At 54.9% G+C, this 16,736-nt stretch carries 14 protein-coding genes and 1 tRNA gene; all 15 read left to right on the top strand.

Translation table 11 applies throughout. From position 1 onward, the window contains the following. Window positions 1-80, top strand: an 80-nt coding sequence (locus tag COA65_05635) for an elongation factor Tu (protein PCJ59916.1), incomplete at its 5' end; no start/stop codon positions are given. Between the two features lie 151 nt (window positions 81-231). Further along, window positions 232-307, top strand: a tRNA-Trp gene (locus COA65_05630). Between the two features lie 68 nt (window positions 308-375). Further along, window positions 376-576, top strand: a complete 201-nt coding sequence (locus tag COA65_05625; GenBank protein PCJ59915.1) for a preprotein translocase subunit SecE — start codon at window positions 376-378, stop codon at window positions 574-576. A 2-nt stretch (window positions 577-578) separates the two neighbouring features. After that, window positions 579-1,109, top strand: a complete 531-nt coding sequence (locus COA65_05620) for a transcription termination/antitermination protein NusG (protein PCJ59914.1) — start codon at window positions 579-581, stop codon at window positions 1,107-1,109. An 87-nt stretch (window positions 1,110-1,196) separates the two neighbouring features. Then, on the top strand, window positions 1,197-1,625 hold the full coding sequence (gene rplK, locus COA65_05615) for a 50S ribosomal protein L11 (GenBank protein ID PCJ59913.1): 429 nt from the start codon (window positions 1,197-1,199) through the stop codon (window positions 1,623-1,625). Between the two features lie 4 nt (window positions 1,626-1,629). Next, window positions 1,630-2,331, top strand: a complete 702-nt coding sequence (locus COA65_05610; protein PCJ59912.1) for a 50S ribosomal protein L1 — start codon at window positions 1,630-1,632, stop codon at window positions 2,329-2,331. After that, window positions 2,328-2,636 (top strand): hypothetical protein, encoded by a 309-nt coding sequence (locus COA65_05605; protein ID PCJ59911.1) that lies wholly within the window; start codon window positions 2,328-2,330, stop codon window positions 2,634-2,636. The genes COA65_05610 and COA65_05605 overlap by 4 nt, the downstream gene beginning before the upstream one ends. Before the next feature lies 1 nt (window position 2,637). Next, window positions 2,638-3,153 carry a 50S ribosomal protein L10 gene (locus COA65_05600; protein ID PCJ59910.1) on the top strand — a complete coding sequence of 172 codons (516 nt, stop codon included), beginning with the start codon at window positions 2,638-2,640 and terminating at the stop codon, window positions 3,151-3,153. Between the two features lie 41 nt (window positions 3,154-3,194). Continuing rightward, on the top strand, window positions 3,195-3,569 hold the full coding sequence (locus tag COA65_05595) for a 50S ribosomal protein L7/L12 (GenBank protein ID PCJ59909.1): 375 nt from the start codon (window positions 3,195-3,197) through the stop codon (window positions 3,567-3,569). Between the two features lie 230 nt (window positions 3,570-3,799). Beyond that, window positions 3,800-7,969 (top strand): DNA-directed RNA polymerase subunit beta, encoded by a 4,170-nt coding sequence (gene rpoB, locus COA65_05590; GenBank protein ID PCJ59908.1) that lies wholly within the window; start codon window positions 3,800-3,802, stop codon window positions 7,967-7,969. 40 nt (window positions 7,970-8,009) lie between these two features. Beyond that, window positions 8,010-12,224 (top strand): DNA-directed RNA polymerase subunit beta', encoded by a 4,215-nt coding sequence (gene rpoC, locus COA65_05585; protein ID PCJ59907.1) that lies wholly within the window; start codon window positions 8,010-8,012, stop codon window positions 12,222-12,224. A 318-nt stretch (window positions 12,225-12,542) separates the two neighbouring features. After that, complete coding sequence (locus tag COA65_05580) at window positions 12,543-12,914, top strand: 30S ribosomal protein S12 (GenBank protein PCJ59906.1); 372 nt, start codon at window positions 12,543-12,545, stop codon at window positions 12,912-12,914. Between the two features lie 40 nt (window positions 12,915-12,954). Further along, the gene (locus COA65_05575; GenBank protein ID PCJ59905.1) at window positions 12,955-13,425 is read left to right on the top strand and encodes a 30S ribosomal protein S7; all 471 of its coding nucleotides are present in this window, start codon (window positions 12,955-12,957) and stop codon (window positions 13,423-13,425) included. Between the two features lie 21 nt (window positions 13,426-13,446). Next, a complete protein-coding gene (gene fusA / locus COA65_05570) occupies window positions 13,447-15,522 on the top strand; it encodes an elongation factor G (protein ID PCJ59904.1) in 2,076 nt (691 codons plus the stop codon). A gap of 22 nt (window positions 15,523-15,544) precedes the next feature. Then, a complete protein-coding gene (gene tuf / locus COA65_05565; protein ID PCJ59903.1) occupies window positions 15,545-16,735 on the top strand; it encodes an elongation factor Tu in 1,191 nt (396 codons plus the stop codon). The last annotated feature ends 1 nt before the right edge of the window (window position 16,736 follow it).

The following is a 16,736-nucleotide window of genomic DNA, read 5'->3' as shown; positions in this document are numbered from 1 at the left end:
TGGACGAGGGTCTGCGCTTTGCCATTCGCGAGGGCGGCCACACCGTTGGTGCCGGGGTCGTCATCAAGGTCATCGAATAGGGTAAGCCCAAAAGAAGATAACGGTGGACGCATCACGCAAAGGTTCAGACGGCTGCTATCAGTATGACGAAGACGAACTCTTGGTTCCGTTCGCCATTTGACAGTCCGAGAGGCCGGCGTCGGTTTCGGAGAGAACGAATTGACGGGATTTAGGAGTGTAGCTCAACTGGTAGAGCACCGGTCTCCAAAACCGGGGGCTGGGGGTTCGAGTCCCTCCACTCCTGCCATGGGAGGGGCCTCTGTTTTTGCGGTAGTGCCACCATGGAAAGCAACCACGATGGAATTGGTGTAACGGATGGCAGAGAAGACAAACCCGGCACAGTTTATTCGCCAGGTCCGTCAGGAAGTCGCGAAGGTTACGTGGCCAACGCGAAGGGAGACGGGTGTTTCGACGGTGATGGTATTTATAATGGTGGTTTTGGCGGCGGTTTTCTTTTTCCTTGTGGATCAGGTTCTGTCGCTTGGGGTGCGTTTGATCTTTGGGTTTGGGGGTTAAGAATGGCGTCTCGATGGTACGTCGTGCACGTCTATTCCGGTTTTGAACGCAAGGTCGCGCAGTCCATTCGCGAGCAGGCGGTGCTAAAAGGCATGGATGACCTGATGGAGGAAGTCCTGGTGCCGATCGAGGAGGTGGTTGAGTTGCGGAAAGGCACAAAAGTGAGTGCCGAGCGCAAATTCTTTCCCGGCTACGTCCTTGTGAAAATGCAGTTGACGGACGAAACGTGGCACCTTGTGACGGATACCTTGAAGGTCACCGGATTTTTGGGGGCGAGAGGGAAGCCGGTTCCTCTTAGCGAAGAGGAAGTGAACCGGATTCTCCATCAAGTGAAGGAAGGAATTGAGCGGCCGAAACCGTCCGTAACCTTTGAGATTGGCGAGGAGGTTCGCGTCTGCGACGGTCCCTTCACGTCCTTTAGCGGCCTGGTTGAAGAGGTCGATGAGGAAAAAGCCAGAATCAAGGTCACGGTATCGATTTTTGGTCGGGGGACACCTGTCGAATTGGAATATTCGCAGGTGGAAAAGGTTTAATCGGCGTAGGGCCGTGGGGCCATTCGATTCATCGCGCGGGAGGCCAGCCATGGCCCAACCGCGCACCTTGAACAACTGAGGACGCAAATGGCAAAAGAGATTAGCGGTTACATCAAATTGCAAATTCCGGCAGGGAAGGCAAACCCATCCCCTCCGATTGGTCCGGCCTTGGGCCAACGAGGCGTCAACATCATGGAATTTTGCAAGGCTTTCAATGCCGAGACGAAAGAGCTTGAGTCCGGCATGCCGATACCAACAACGATCACGGTCTATGCCGATCGCAGTTTTACCTTTATCACCAAGTCACCGCCGGCCAGTTTTTTTCTGAAGAAGGCGGCAAAAATCAACAAAGGTGCGAAAACGACCGGTCGGGAAACGGTTGGCAAGGTAACGATGACCCAAATTCGCGAAATCGCCGAGAAGAAGATGGTGGATCTAAACGCGAATGATCTGGACGCGGCGGCACAGATGATTGTCGGTTCGGCCCGTTCGATGGGTCTTGAGGTGAAGGAGTAAAGCGATGGCGGGGAAAAATGGAAAGCGGATGCGCCAGGCGCTTGAGGGTGTCAATCGGGATGAATCCTATCCGATTTTGGAGGCGGTCAGGCTGATTCGCAAGGGCGCGACGGCGAAGTTTGATGAAACCATTGAAATTGCTTTAAACCTTGGTGTAGACCCGCGCCATTCGGATCAGATGGTGCGTGGCGTCGTTGATTTGCCGAACGGGACGGGGCGGACAATCCGCGTCGCCGTCTTCGCAAAAGGGGAACAAGCGGAAGAGGCGGAAGCCGCTGGTGCCGATCTTGTTGGAGCCGAAGAGCTTGCGAAAAAAGTTCAGGGTGGCGAGATCAACTTTGATCGCTGCATCGCCACGCCGCAGATGATGAGCATTGTTGGCAAGCTCGGAAAAGTTCTGGGGCCGCGCGGTCTGATGCCAAACCCGAAGGTGGGGACGGTAACGGATGAAATTGCAAAGGCAGTAAAGGCGGTAAAGGCGGGCCAGGTTGAATTTCGAACCGAAAAGAATGGGATTATCCATGCCGGCGTTGGCAAGGCCAGCTTTTCCGAGGATGCCCTGGTGCAGAATGTGCAGGCCTTTTTTGATGCGATTTTGCGCGCAAAACCAAGCGGCGCGAAAGGCAGCTATATAAAAAAGGTCACCCTGACGTCAACCATGGGGCCGGGGATTCGGTTGGATGTTTTAAGCCTGAGGCGGACATGATCCGTTCTGGGCGAAGCTATTTTTCGTATCCGGCGCGGCCGGGACGACGAATCGAAGGGGCGGCGGTGCCGTGCCTTCGTATCTGTCCAAGACTGCAGGCGCCGTCGCGGTTGGCGCGATGGTTTAAGGGGCAACCACCTGCACAGACAGAAGGTAAACCGATTTGGACGTCTTTTCGCGAAGGCGTTTTAAACGGCTTGAACTTCTGGGACAGGACGAGCGGATCTGTCGATTTTCGGCAGTTCCAGAAGCGTAGCGCGGACCGGCTGTTTTTTGGCCGTTCCGTTCAATGGTTGGAGGCGTAAGGTGAACCGATCAGAAAAAGAGCAGTTGGTTGCTTCGCTTCACGACGTCTTTAATGCGGCTGCACTCGTGGTTGTTGTGCATCAAAGCGGCATGACGGTGGCGGAATCCACCAGTTTGAGACGGCAAGTACGTGAGGTTGGGGCGAACTTCAAAGTGACGAAGAACCGGCTCACCCGCATCGCCCTCAAGGGCACCCCCTACGAAGCTCTGAATGATTACTTCAGCGGCCCTACTGCGATTGCTTATTCGGAAGACCCTGTGTCTGCCGCGAAGGTGGTCGTTAATTTTTCCAAGAAGAACGAGAAAATCGTTGTTCTTGGTGGTGGGTTCGGAACGGAAGTGTTGGATAAGGATGCTGTGAAGACGTTGGCTTCACTGCCGTCCCTCGATGAATCGCGCGCGAATATTGTCGGCATAGTGAGTGCGCCGGCAACGCGGATTGCGGGTGTGCTGCAAGCACCGGCAGGACAAGTTGCGCGAGTTATTGGCGCTTATGGGGCAAAGGATGCGGCTTAGCCCGCCCAGAAAAATACAGTTCAAGTCTAGGAGAAATTAAAATGGCGAATTTGGAAAAGATTGTTGACGACCTGTCGCAGCTCACCGTGATTGAGGCGGCGGAGCTGAGTAAACTTCTTGAGGAAAAATGGGGCGTTTCTGCGGCGGCACCGGTTGCGGTTGCAGCGGCCGGCGCGGCCGGCGGCGAAGCGGCAGCCGAAGAGCAGGACGCGTTCACGGTGGTTCTCGTGGCTTTCGGTGAGAAAAAAATCAATGTCATTAAGGAAGTCCGTACGATCACGGGCCTTGGCCTGAAAGAGGCGAAAGACTTGGTTGAATCCGCGCCGAAGCCGGTAAAAGAAGGCCTCAAGAAGGAAGAGGCAGAAGAGATGAAGAAGAAGCTCGAAGGTGCGGGCGCGACGGTTGAACTCAAGTAACAGTGGCTGTTTTGGCCATCTGTAAATGGAGACGGGGCGTTCTTGGTTTGCTGCCCCGTCTCGTTGTTGTGGAGACGCGACTCGGCCTGGCAGTCTCCAGGCTTGGTCGGCCCGGCAGTTCCATGTCGGGACGGCGTTCTCTTGCAACACGCGCTGGCCGCGCCGGCTGTTTCTGCCCGTTTGGAGAAGCGGGCGCTTCCATGCAACCTGCAAGGGTTTAAGAGGAAAGTATGGCTACGTCCTTTACTGTTCGGAAACGCATTCGCAAAAACTTTGGTCGGATTAAAACGGTTGCGGCATTGCCGAACCTGATTGAGGTGCAGCGAAGCTCCTACGAAAAATTTTTACAGGCGGAGATTCTGCCTCAGGACCGGGAAGACAACGGTCTGCAGGGTGTCTTTAAAATCGTTTTTCCGATTTCTGATTTTTCGGGGCACTCGACTCTCGAATTTGTCGCCTATGCGTTTGAGCCACCGAAATATGACGAGGAAGAATGCAGGCAACGCGGCATGACCTTTGCCGCGCCTCTTAAGGTGACGCTGCGGCTGATTGTGTGGGATATCGATGAAGAGACCGGGCTGCGGTCGATTCGCGACATTAAAGAGCAGGACGTTTACATGGGCGATATGCCGCTCATGACGGGTACGGGGACGTTTATTGTCAATGGAACGGAGCGCGTGATCGTTTCCCAGATGCACCGTTCTCCCGGTGTCTTCTTTGATCACGACAAGGGAAAAACCCATTCTTCTGGAAAATTCCTGTTTGCAGCTCGGATTATTCCCTATCGCGGTTCGTGGCTCGACTTTGAATTCGACGCAAAGGATATTGCTCATGTGCGCATAGACCGGCGCAGAAAGCTGCCGGTCACGACTCTTTTGCTGGCGTTGTCAGATCCGGAGAGTGAGGAAAAGAAGGACAGCAAGGACAGCAAGGGCAAGAAGGGCGCGGCCAAAGAGGTCAGCGGCATGACGGCCGGAGAGATCCTCAACTATTTCTACGACACCCAAATTTTCAAGCAGGCCAAACGGGGCTGGCGCACGGATTTCAATCCGGAGTGGACGCGTGGCGTCAAACTTACCCATGACCTTGTGAACGCAAAAACCGGCAAGGTGGCGGTCGAAGCGGGCGAGAAAATTACGCCACGGTTGATTAAGCGGCTTCGCGATGGCGGCCTGAAGGAACAGCTTGTCTCGCCGGAAGAGCTGATTGGACGTTACGTAGCCAGCGATCTTCTCAATGAGAAGACGGGTGAAATTTTTGCCGAAGCCTGTGACGAGATTACCGAAGAGACTCTGGAAGCATTTGAGGAAGCCGGCATCACGGAAATCCCCATTCTTGCGATCGATCATATAAATGTAGGGGCACATATCCGCAACACGCTGGCGATCGACAAAAACCGGACACGCGATGAGGCACTCGTCGACATCTACCGGGTTATGCGGCCGGGTGAACCGCCGACCATCGAAGCGGCAAAGACTCTGTTTCAGGGCCTTTTCTTTGATTCAGAGCGCTACGACCTTTCTGCTGTCGGTCGGGTCAAGATGAATTCCAGGCTTGGTTTCCAAACGGAAGACAATGTTCGCGTCCTGCGCAAGGAAGACATTCTGAAGGTTGTGAAAATTTTAGTCGACCTGAAGGATGGGAAGGGCGACATCGACGACATCGATCATCTTGGCAACCGGCGCGTCCGTTCCGTTGGCGAACTGATGGAAAACCAGTACCGGATGGGGCTGCTCAGGATGGAAAGGGCCGTTCGCGAGCGGATGAGCTCTGTCGAGATCGATACCGTCATGCCCCACGACCTGATCAATGCAAAACCGGTTGCGGCGACGGTTCGCGAGTTTTTTGGATCCTCTCAGCTTTCCCAATTCATGGACCAGACGAATCCTCTGTCGGAAGTTACGCATAAAAGGCGCCTGTCGGCATTGGGGCCGGGCGGGCTGACGCGTGAACGTGCGGGCTTCGAAGTGCGGGACGTGCATCCCACCCATTACGGTCGGATATGTCCCATTGAGACTCCGGAAGGGCCAAATATTGGCTTGATCAATTCTCTGGCAACTTACGCCAAGGTTAACAAATACGGCTTTATTGAAACGCCCTACCAGAAAGTCAGCAAAGGTAAAGTGACGGACGAGGTCGTGTACCTTTCGGCGATGGACGAGGCGGGCCATATTGTTGCCCAGGCGAATTCGCCGCTCGACAAACAGGGGCGCCTTGTTGAGGACTTCGTCAGTTGCCGGATGTCCGGCGAGTTCCACATGGCGTTGCCAGAAACCGTCGATCTGATGGATGTCTCACCAAAACAGCTTGTTTCGGTGGCTGCGTCTCTCATTCCTTTCCTTGAGAACGATGATGCAAACCGCGCGCTTATGGGCTCGAACATGCAGCGTCAGGCAGTTCCCCTCATTAAAACCGAGGCACCGCTTGTCGGCACTGGCATGGAAGGTATTGTTGCGCGGGATTCAGGGGTTGCTGTCTCCGCGCGTCGCTCGGGGATTGTTGACCAGGTCGATGCCACGCGCATCGTCGTGCGCGCCACGGAAGAAGCATCCTCCAGCGCGGTGGCTGCCGTCGACATCTATAATCTCATGAAATTCCAGAGGTCGAATCAGAACACCTGCATCAACCAGCGTCCGCTCGTAAAGGTGGGGGATGTCGTTGCCAAGGGCGATATCATTGCCGATGGGCCGTCTACAGATATCGGCGACCTGGCGCTTGGGCGTAACGTTCTCGTCGCGTTCATGCCGTGGAATGGCTACAACTTTGAGGATTCGATCCTCATCTCCGAGCGAATCGTACGCGATGATACGTTTACGTCGATCCATATCGATGAATTTGAAATGATGGCGCGTGATACCAAGCTTGGACAGGAAGACATCACGCGTGACATTCCAACCGTTGGTGAAGAAGCGCTTCGTCACCTTGATGAAGCCGGCATCGTTTATATTGGTGCCGAAGTGAAGGCTGGCGACATTCTTGTCGGCAAAGTGACGCCGAAGGGTGAGTCGCCGGTGACGCCGGAAGAAAAGCTGCTTCGGGCAATTTTCGGTGAAAAAGCTTCGGATGTTCGTGACACCTCTCTACGTGTTCCGCCGGGCGTTTCTGGAACTGTCGTCGAAGTGCGTGTCTTCTCGCGTCGTGGTGTCGATAAAGACGAACGTGTGTTGACGATCGAGCGGGAGGAAATCGAACGCCTCGCAAAAGACCGCGATGCTGAAAAGGCCATTCTTGAGCGCGGCTACTATGGCCGACTTAAGGAAATGCTGCTCAACAAGGTCGCAAGCCGTGGGCTTCGGAGTCTGAAGGAGGGCACGAAAATTACGGACGCGGTGCTTGAGGAGTTTACCCCGGGACAATGGCGTCAGATCAATCTGAAAAACGAGAGCGAGATGTCTAAGATCGAGGCGCTTGGCAAGCAATTCGACGAGAGCATTGCGCGTCTTGAAGCACGCTTTCAGAACAAGGTTGAAAAGCTGCAGCGGGGGGACGATCTTCAGCCGGGCGTAATGAAGATGGTGAAAGTCTTCGTCGCCGTGAAACGGAAATTACAGCCGGGTGACAAGATGGCCGGCCGACATGGCAACAAAGGCGTGATCTCACGAATTATGCCGATTGAGGACATGCCATCTCTGGAGGATGGGACGCCTGTGGACATCGTTCTTAATCCGTTGGGCGTGCCTTCGCGCATGAATGTCGGCCAGATTTTCGAGACCCATCTTGGTTGGGCTTCGGCAGGCCTGGGCAAGCAATTGGGAAAAATGCTGGACAGGGTTCGTCAGGATGGCAAGTACCAGGAACTTCGCAAAGAGCTTATCGATATCTATGGCGAGGATCAGAAGCAGGACATCACCGATCTTTCGGACAAGGAACTGGACGAGCTTGTCGAAAACTTGCGGCCAGGCGTTCCTATGGCGACGCCGGTGTTCGATGGCGCGCGCGAGGAAAATATCGTCGAGATGTTGGAGCGTGCGGGTCTAGGTGCATCGGGCCAGGTGACTTTGGTCGATGGGCGAACGGGCGAGGAATTCAAGCGCAAGGTAACCGTCGGCTATATCTATATGCTGAAGCTGCATCACTTGGTGGATGACAAAATCCATGCGCGCTCCATTGGGCCATACAGCCTGGTGACTCAGCAGCCGCTTGGCGGTAAGGCGCAATTCGGAGGCCAACGGTTTGGCGAGATGGAAGTGTGGGCCCTTGAGGCGTACGGGGCTGCCTATACGCTTCAGGAAATGCTGACCGTCAAGTCCGATGATGTGTCGGGCCGAACAAAAGTCTACGAGGCGATCGTCAGGGGCGACAATACGTTTGAAACGGGTATTCCCGAATCCTTCAACGTGCTTGTGAAAGAAATACGATCGCTTTGCTTGAACGTCGAGTTAATACGGAAAGATCATTGACCAGTCTGACCGGGAAATCGGGGACGTCTAGGAGACCCTTATGAATGAATTGATGAAAGTTTTTAGTCAGACGAGCAGCTCGGAGAGCTTCGATCAGATTCGAGTCTCGATCGCAAGCCCAGAGCGCATTCGCTCCTGGTCATATGGTGAAATTCGTAAGCCGGAAACCATCAACTACCGCACGTTTAAGCCAGAGCGGGATGGGTTGTTTTGCGCGCGTATCTTCGGACCCGTAAAGGACTACGAGTGCCTTTGTGGAAAATACCGGCGGATGAAATACCGCGGCATCATCTGTGAAAAATGTGGTGTCGAGGTGACCTTGCAGAAGGTTCGCCGCGAACGGATGGCACATATCGAGCTTGCGTCCCCGGTTGCCCACATCTGGTTTTTGAAATCCTTGCCGAGCCGGATTGGTCTTCTCCTTGATGTGATGCTCAAGCATATCGAGCGGGTCCTGTATTTCGAAAATTACGTCGTCATCGAACCGGGTTTAACACCGCTTAAATTGCATCAATTGCTGACGGATGAAGAATATCTTGAGGCGAAAGAGGAATATGGCCCGGACTCCTTTACGGCATCCATCGGGGCGGAAGCTATTCGCACGATGTTGGCGGCAATCGATCTTGCGGAAACGCGCGAGACGCTGAAAGTAGATCTTAAGGAGACAAATTCCGAGACCAAGCGGAAGAAATATGTGAAACGCCTCAAGCTCGTAGAGGCCTTCCTGGAATCGGGTTCGCGACCGGAGTGGATGATCCTTGAGGTGGTTCCCGTTATTCCACCGGAGCTTCGCCCCCTCGTGCCGCTTGATGGCGGACGCTTTGCGACGTCGGACCTCAACGATCTTTACCGTCGTGTGATCAACCGGAACAACCGCTTGAAACGGTTAATTGAATTGCGTGCCCCGGACATTATTGCGCGCAATGAAAAGCGGATGTTGCAGGAAGCTGTGGACGCGCTTTTTGACAATGGACGGCGCAGCCGCCCGCTTGCCGGGGCCAGCAAACGACCGTTGAAATCGCTCTCGGATATGCTGAAAGGCAAGCAGGGGCGCTTTCGCCAGAACCTGCTGGGCAAGCGTGTCGATTATTCCGGGCGTTCCGTCATCGTTGTTGGGCCGGAACTGTTGCTGCATCAATGCGGCCTGCCGAAGAAAATGGCGCTCGAACTGTTCAAGCCGTTTATTTATTCCAAACTTGAACTTTATGGCATGGCGACGACCATCAAGGCCGCAAAGCGAATGGTGGAAAAGGAACGTCCTGAAGTATGGGATATTCTGGAAGAGGTCATCCGCGAACATCCGGTGCTTTTGAACCGTGCGCCAACGCTGCATCGTCTTGGTGTGCAGGCATTTGAGCCGGTTCTCATCGAGGGAAAGGCGATCCAGCTTCACCCGCTCGTCTGTACAGCCTTTAACGCCGATTTCGACGGCGACCAGATGGCAGTGCATGTGCCGCTTTCCCTGGAAGCACAGATTGAAGCGCGCGTTTTGATGATGTCGACGAACAACATTCTTAGCCCTGCGAACGGCAAGCCGATCATCGTGCCGTCCCAAGACATTATCTTGGGGCTTTACTATCTGACGATGGAAGCCAAAGGCCAGCCGGGTGAAGGCATGATTTTCGCAAATACGGCCGAAATTCAACAGGCCCTGGATGCGGAAGCGATCACGCTGCACAGCCGCATTAAGTCGCGCTACAAAACTGTAGACAGCAATGGCGATTCGATTGCGATGATCGTTGATACGACGCCGGGTCGCATGCTGCTCTCGGAAATTCTTCCTCGCCACCCGGAAGTGAAATTCGATCTGATCAACCGTTTGCTGACGAAGCGCGAAGTAAGCCATGTCATCGACATGGTCTATCGGCATAGCGGGCAGAAGAAACTGGTTGTCTTTACCGATCGTCTTATGCAATTGGGCTTCAGCCATGCGTGTAAGGCAGGGATTTCCTTCGGAAAAGACGATCTTGTGATTCCAAAATCAAAAGAGCGGTTCGTTGAGGAGGCCAATGAAAAGGTCAAGGAGCACGAGCAGCAATATCTTGATGGCCTTATCACCCAGGGTGAGAAGTACAATAAGGTGATTGATGTTTGGTCCCGCTGCACGGACATGGTCTCGGATGCGATGATGCAGGGGATTGCCTCCAGCGCGAACAGCGTGTCGGTGAATTCCGTTTATATGATGGCCGATTCCGGCGCGCGTGGTTCTACGGCGCAGATGAAGCAGCTTGCTGGTATGCGTGGTTTGATGGCGAAGCCATCAGGGGAAATCATCGAAACGCCGATCATCTCGAACTTTAAGGAGGGGTTGACCGTTCTTGAATATTTCAACTCCACCCATGGTGCGCGGAAGGGGCTTGCGGATACGGCCTTGAAAACGGCAAATTCGGGTTATCTGACCCGGCGTTTGGTTGATGTTGCCCAGGATTGCATTATCGTTGATCAAGATTGCGGCTCGACGGATGGGCTGACCATACGCGCGGTCGTCGAAGGCGGAAATACGATTGTGTCGCTTGGTGACCGGGTTTTGGGCAGGGTTTCCGCAGAAGACGTGGTTGATCCGGTGAGCGGCAAAGTCGTTTATACGGCCAATGAAATAATCGATGAAGCCGCAGTCGAGGTGATCGACCGTGCCGGCGTCGAATCCATCAAAATTCGTTCCGTTTTGACATGCAGGTTTCATGGCGGGGTTTGTGTGAAGTGTTATGGGCGCGACCTTGCGCGGGGAACCACTGTTAATATCGGCGAGGCGGTTGGCGTCATTGCGGCGCAGTCGATTGGCGAGCCGGGAACGCAGTTGACGATGCGGACCTTTCATATTGGTGGTGCCGCGCAACGTGGTGCGGAAAAATCCTCTATCGAGATGGTCTATGACGGAACCGTTAAGATCAAGAACCAGAACGTCGTGATCGATAGTGGGGGGCTGCCGGTCGTCATGGGGCGTAACACGGAATTTCTTTTTCTTGATGCGGCAGGCGTAGAATTGGGAAGTTCGCGCGTGCCGTATGGTGCCAAGATTCTGGTAAAGGATGGGGCCAAGGCTAAAAAGGGTGCCAAGCTTGCGGAGTGGGATCCTTATACGATTCCGATTATTACGGAAAAGGAAGGGACCGTAACTTACGTCGACCTCGTCGAAGGAATTTCGATGCGCGAAGTGCTCGACGACGCGACCGGTATTGCCAGCACGGTGGTGACGGAATGGAAGCAGCAGCCGCGTGGCTCGGATTTGAAACCGCGGATCACGCTTCGCGATAAGAACGGCGATATCGTCACCTTGGCGAATGGCAAGGAGGCTCGTTACTTCATGTCCGTCGATGCAATTTTGAACGTCGAACATGGGGCGGAAGTGCATGCGGGTGATGTCCTGGCCAGGATTCCGCGGGAATCTGCAAAAACCCGCGACATCACCGGTGGGTTGCCACGGGTTGCCGAACTCTTCGAGGCGCGTAAGCCAAAGGAATACGCGATTATCGCTGGCATGGACGGCATCGTTGAGTTCGGAAAGGACTACAAATCGAAACGCCGGGTCATCATTGTGCCGGAGGATGGCGCCGGCGAGCCATCGGAATATCTGATCCCGAAGGGCAAGCACATTACCGTTCAGGAAGGGGATTACATACGAAGGGGCGATCCGTTGATGGATGGCAATCCTGTGCCCCATGATATTTTGAAGGTCATGGGTATGGAGGCATTGGCGGCCTATCTGGTGGACGAAATCCAAGAGGTTTACCGGCTGCAGGGGGTGCGGATTGATGACAAGCACATCGAAGTGATCGTTCGCCAGATGCTACAAAAGCTGGAAATCGAGGACGCCGGGGATACGACAATGCTGATCGGCGAACAAATTGATCGCGTGGAATTTGCCGACGAGAACGCCCGCATTGAGGCAGAAGGGGGCAAGCCCGCAAAGGCAAACCCGGTTCTTCAGGGAATCACGAAGGCGTCCCTGCAGACGAGCTCCTTCATTTCAGCGGCTTCCTTCCAGGAAACGACACGTGTGCTGACCGAGGCAGCCGTCTCAGGACGGGTTGACAATCTGTTGGGCCTTAAGGAGAACGTCATCGTTGGACGGCTGATTCCGGCGGGCACGGGCAGTGTGATTAATCGCATGAAGGCGCTGGCTTCCGAGCGTGACCTGGAAGTGACGGCGGCGGCGGCGGCGGCGGAAATAACGAAAGCTGCAGAAATAACGAAGGCTGCAGAAATGGCGGAAGCGGCGGAAAAGGAGGAGATTTCGGCCTCGCCGGAGGGTTAGAACGGCATTTTTCCAGCCCTGATTAATCAGGGCCGGGTCCTTTCCAGGGGCGCGCGCCGCAATGTGTGGAAAAGGGCGGAAAACTACGGAATTTCCCTTGACGTCAAGGGGCTTCCGCTCATAAACTGCGCGCTCTTTTGCGGCTGGTGGTAGGGTTTCCACCTTAGACGCAGTCGCGTGTGTGCTTAGGTTATAACGATCTCAGGCCGATCGGGTCGGCGAAAAGAACCCGGAGGGGGCAAAGCGCCTCGATTTGTTGCGCTTGTCCCCGTGTTTTCTTGTGCGCCCAAGGCGGCGAAAGAATAAGGATTTTGACGGATGCCTACGATTAACCAGTTGGTCCGCAAGTCGCGCGCGGCGGCAGTTGTCCGCAACAAAGTGCCGGCGCTGCAGGCGTGCCCGCAAAAACGTGGCGTTTGCACGCGCGTCTACACGACAACGCCAAAGAAGCCGAATTCCGCGCTTCGGAAGGTAGCTCGCGTGCGACTGACAAACGGTTTCGAGGTGACCACCTACATTCCTGGCGAGGGCCATAACCTTCAGGAGCATTCCGTTGTTCTGCTGCGCGGTGGGCGCGTGAAGGATTTGCCTGGTGTGCGCTACCACGTTATTCGCGGCACCCTTGATACCCAGGGCATAACGGATCGTCGTCAGCGCCGTTCGAAATACGGTGCCAAGCGTCCAAAATAGACCCGAAACAGACCCGAAACAGCAAGAGTAAGAGCGCCTCATGTCACGACGTCACGCCGCAGAACACCGCGAGATTTTACCAGACGCAAAATATGGCGATCAGGTGGTGATGAAATTCATCAATTCGCTCATGCGTGCGGGCAAAAAGTCCATTGCAGAAGCAATCGTTTATGGGGCCTTTGACCGTATTTCCGAGCGTGGTGGCAAGGACTCTCTTCAGACATTTCATGATGCGCTCAACAACGTGAAGCCGTCGCTTGAAGTGCGTTCCCGGCGAGTTGGCGGGGCCACCTATCAGGTGCCAGTCGAGGTGCGGGTGGAGCGCCGTCAGGCCCTGGCGATCCGTTGGCTGATCGAAGCTAGCCGCAAGCGCAACGAGACGACAATGATCGAACGGCTTTCAAGGGAGATCCTGGACGCTTCTGAAAATCGCGGGACGGCGATCAAGAAGCGGGAAGACGTGCATCGCATGGCTGAGGCAAACAAGGCCTTTGCGCATTACCGTTGGTAATGTTCAAAAGGATATCTTGAAATGGCACGTGCAACTCCTCTCGAACGCTACCGCAATATCGGCATCATGGCCCATATTGACGCCGGTAAGACGACAACGACTGAGCGGATCCTCTATTACACCGGGCGATCTTATAAGATCGGCGAGGTCCATGATGGAACGGCCGTTATGGACTGGATGGAGCAGGAGCAGGAGCGTGGCATTACGATCACCTCTGCGGCAACGACCTGCTTCTGGAAAGACCACCGCATCAACATTATCGACACGCCCGGCCACGTTGATTTCACGATTGAAGTTGAAAGAAGCTTGCGTGTTCTTGATGGAGCCGTCGCCGTTTTTGATAGCGTCGCCGGGGTCGAGCCGCAGTCCGAAACGGTCTGGCGGCAGGCAGATAAATATAAGGTTCCCCGGATTTGCTTTATCAACAAGATGGACCGTATCGGCGCTGATTTTTTCCGCTGCGTTGACATGATCGTCGATCGGCTTGGTGACGTGCCGTTGGTGGTGCAGCTTCCCTTTGGGGCGGAGGCGGAATATGTCGGGCTGATCGATCTGCTGACGATGAAGGCGCTGCGCTGGAAAGACGAAACCCTCGGTGCCGAATTCGTGGAAGAGGAAATCCCGGAAAATCTGATGGCCCAGGCGGAAGAATATCGCGCAAAACTCGTCGAAACCGTCCTTGAGCAGGACGATGCTGCCCTTGAGGCTTATCTTGATGGAACAGAGCCCAATATCGATACGCTGAAAAAATGCATCCGCAAGGGGACCATCAATCTTGATTTCGTGCCGGTATTTAACGGTTCTGCCTTTAAAAACAAGGGGGTGCAGAACCTTCTTGATGCGGTGATTGACTACCTGCCTGCGCCGACGGAAGTCGCGGCCATTAAAGGCCACAATCTGGATGGCGAGGAGGAAATCGAACGCCACAATTCGGATGACGAACCGTTTTCCGCTCTTGCCTTTAAGATCATGACCGACCCTTACGTCGGTACCCTCACCTATATCCGCGTTTATTCGGGCGTTCTTACGAACGGCACCCATGTTCTCAATAGCGTGAAGAGAAAGAAAGAGCGTATTGGGCGTATGCTTGAAATGCATGCAAACACCCGCGAGGATGTGCAGGAAGCAAGGGCCGGGGACATCGTTGCGCTTGTCGGCCTTAAGGATACGACAACAGGTGACACGCTCTGCTTCCCTGAGAATCCGATTGTCCTGGAGCGGATGGAATTCCCGGAGCCGGTTATCGAGGTGGCGGTCGAGCCAAAGACAAAGGCCGATCAAGAGAAAATGGGAACGGCTCTCGTCCGCCTCGCAGCGGAAGATCCGTCCTTTCGGGTCACGTCCGATGAGGAAAGCGGCCAGACGATCATCAAGGGGATGGGCGAACTTCATCTCGAAGTGCTCGTTGATCGCATGCGGCGTGAATTCAATGTGGACGCGAATGTTGGCGCGCCGCAGGTGGCGTATCGGGAAACTCTCACGAGGGCGGTCGATACGGATTACACTCACAAGAAGCAGACGGGCGGCTCCGGCCAGTTTGCCCGCGTCAAAATTCGTTTCGAGCCCCTTGAGGCAGGTTCCGGCTTTGTTTTTGAGAACGCCATCGTTCGCGGTTCTGTTCCAAGGGAATATGTGCCAGGCGTGAAGAAGGGGCTGGAAACGGCCATGCAGTCCGGTGTCGTGGCGGGGTACCCGTTCATTGATTTCAAGGCGACGTTGGTGGATGGCGCTTCCCATGACGTTGATTCAAGTGTGCTGGCTTTCGAGATTGCTGCTCGTGCTGCCTTTCGCGAAGGTATGCGGAGTGCTGCGCCGAAATTGCTGGAGCCGGTCATGCAAGTCGAAGTTGTGACGCCTGAAGAATATATGGGCGACGTTATCGGGGATTTGAGTGGACGCCGTGGACAGGTTAGTGGCATGGATGCCCGGGGTAACGCACGGGTGGTGTTGGCAACGGTTCCGCTCGCAAACATGTTTGGCTACGTGAACTCGTTGCGCTCGATGACGCAAGGTCGTGCGCAGTTCACAATGCATTTTGCTCACTACGAGCAAGTTCCGCAGACAATCTCAGATGAAATTCAGGCAAAAACGGCCTAGACGGTCCAAGGAAACCTAGACGATGGCGAAAGAAAAGTTTGAGCGGACGAAGCCGCATTGCAACGTAGGCACGATCGGTCACGTTGATCACGGGAAGACGTCGCTGACGGCGGCAATCACGAAGGTTCTTGCGGAATCTGGGGGCGCGGAGTTTACGGCGTATGACCAGATTGACAAGGCGCCTGAGGAACGGGCACGCGGGATCACGATTGCGACGGCGCATGTTGAGTATGAGACGGAGAAGCGTCACTACGCACATGTGGACTGTCCGGGTCATGCGGATTACGTGAAGAACATGATCACGGGCGCGGCGCAGATGGACGGGGCAATTTTGGTTGTTTCGGCGGCGGACGGTCCGATGCCGCAGACTCGGGAGCATATTTTGCTGGCGCGCCAGGTTGGTGTTCCGGCGATCGTGGTTTACCTGAACAAGGTTGACCAGGTGGACGATGCGGAGCTTTTGGAGCTGGTTGAGCTTGAGGTCCGGGAATTGCTTAGTTCCTATGACTATCCCGGCGACGACATCCCGATTGTGAAGGGTTCGGCGCTGTGCACGCTTGAAGGTAAGAACGATGCGATTGGGAAGGATTCGATTCTTGAGCTGATGGMGGCGGTTGACASYTAYATTCCGCAGCCGGAGCGTCCGAAAGAGAAGCCCTTTCTGATGCCGATTGAGGATGTGTTTTCGATTTCGGGCCGTGGCACGGTTGTGACGGGTCGGATTGAGCAGGGCATCGTGCACGTTGGGGACGAGATTGAGATTGTCGGTCTGAAGGATACGACGACGACGACGGTTACGGGCGTCGAGATGTTCCGGAAACTTCTGGACACGGGCGAGGCTGGCGACAATGTGGGCTGCCTTCTTCGCGGCACGAAGCGTGAGGACGTGGAGCGCGGCCAGGTTCTGGCGAAGCCAGGATCGATTACGCCACACACGAAGTTCACCTGCGAGGCCTATATCCTGACGAAGGAAGAAGGCGGTCGTCATACGCCATTTTTCTCGAATTACCGTCCGCAGTTTTACTTCCGTACGACGGATGTGACGGGCTCGATTGAGCTTCCGGAGGGGACGGAGATGGTGATGCCCGGGGATAATGTGACGATGACGGCGACGCTGATTGTGCCGATTGCCATGGACGAGGGTCTGCGCTTTGCCATTCGCGAGGGCGGCCACACCGTTGGTGCCGGGGTCGTCATCAAGGTCATCGAATAGG

The organism is Rhodospirillaceae bacterium (assembly GCA_002746255.1).
In the GTDB taxonomy this organism is placed as follows: Bacteria; Pseudomonadota; Alphaproteobacteria.
Note: the sequence above shows the minus strand (reverse complement) of the source record. Positions and strands in the feature narration are given on the sequence as shown.

Coding starts and splice junctions, on each gene's coding strand:
- COA65_05625 (PCJ59915.1), top strand. CDS start 376: ATGGCAGAGAAGACAAACCCGGCACAGTTTATTCGCCAGGTCCGTCAG.
- COA65_05620 (PCJ59914.1), top strand. CDS start 579: ATGGCGTCTCGATGGTACGTCGTGCACGTCTATTCCGGTTTTGAACGC.
- rplK (PCJ59913.1), top strand. CDS start 1,197: ATGGCAAAAGAGATTAGCGGTTACATCAAATTGCAAATTCCGGCAGGG.
- COA65_05610 (PCJ59912.1), top strand. CDS start 1,630: ATGGCGGGGAAAAATGGAAAGCGGATGCGCCAGGCGCTTGAGGGTGTC.
- COA65_05605 (PCJ59911.1), top strand. CDS start 2,328: ATGATCCGTTCTGGGCGAAGCTATTTTTCGTATCCGGCGCGGCCGGGA.
- COA65_05595 (PCJ59909.1), top strand. CDS start 3,195: ATGGCGAATTTGGAAAAGATTGTTGACGACCTGTCGCAGCTCACCGTG.
- rpoB (PCJ59908.1), top strand. CDS start 3,800: ATGGCTACGTCCTTTACTGTTCGGAAACGCATTCGCAAAAACTTTGGT.
- rpoC (PCJ59907.1), top strand. CDS start 8,010: ATGAATGAATTGATGAAAGTTTTTAGTCAGACGAGCAGCTCGGAGAGC.
- COA65_05580 (PCJ59906.1), top strand. CDS start 12,543: ATGCCTACGATTAACCAGTTGGTCCGCAAGTCGCGCGCGGCGGCAGTT.
- COA65_05575 (PCJ59905.1), top strand. CDS start 12,955: ATGTCACGACGTCACGCCGCAGAACACCGCGAGATTTTACCAGACGCA.
- fusA (PCJ59904.1), top strand. CDS start 13,447: ATGGCACGTGCAACTCCTCTCGAACGCTACCGCAATATCGGCATCATG.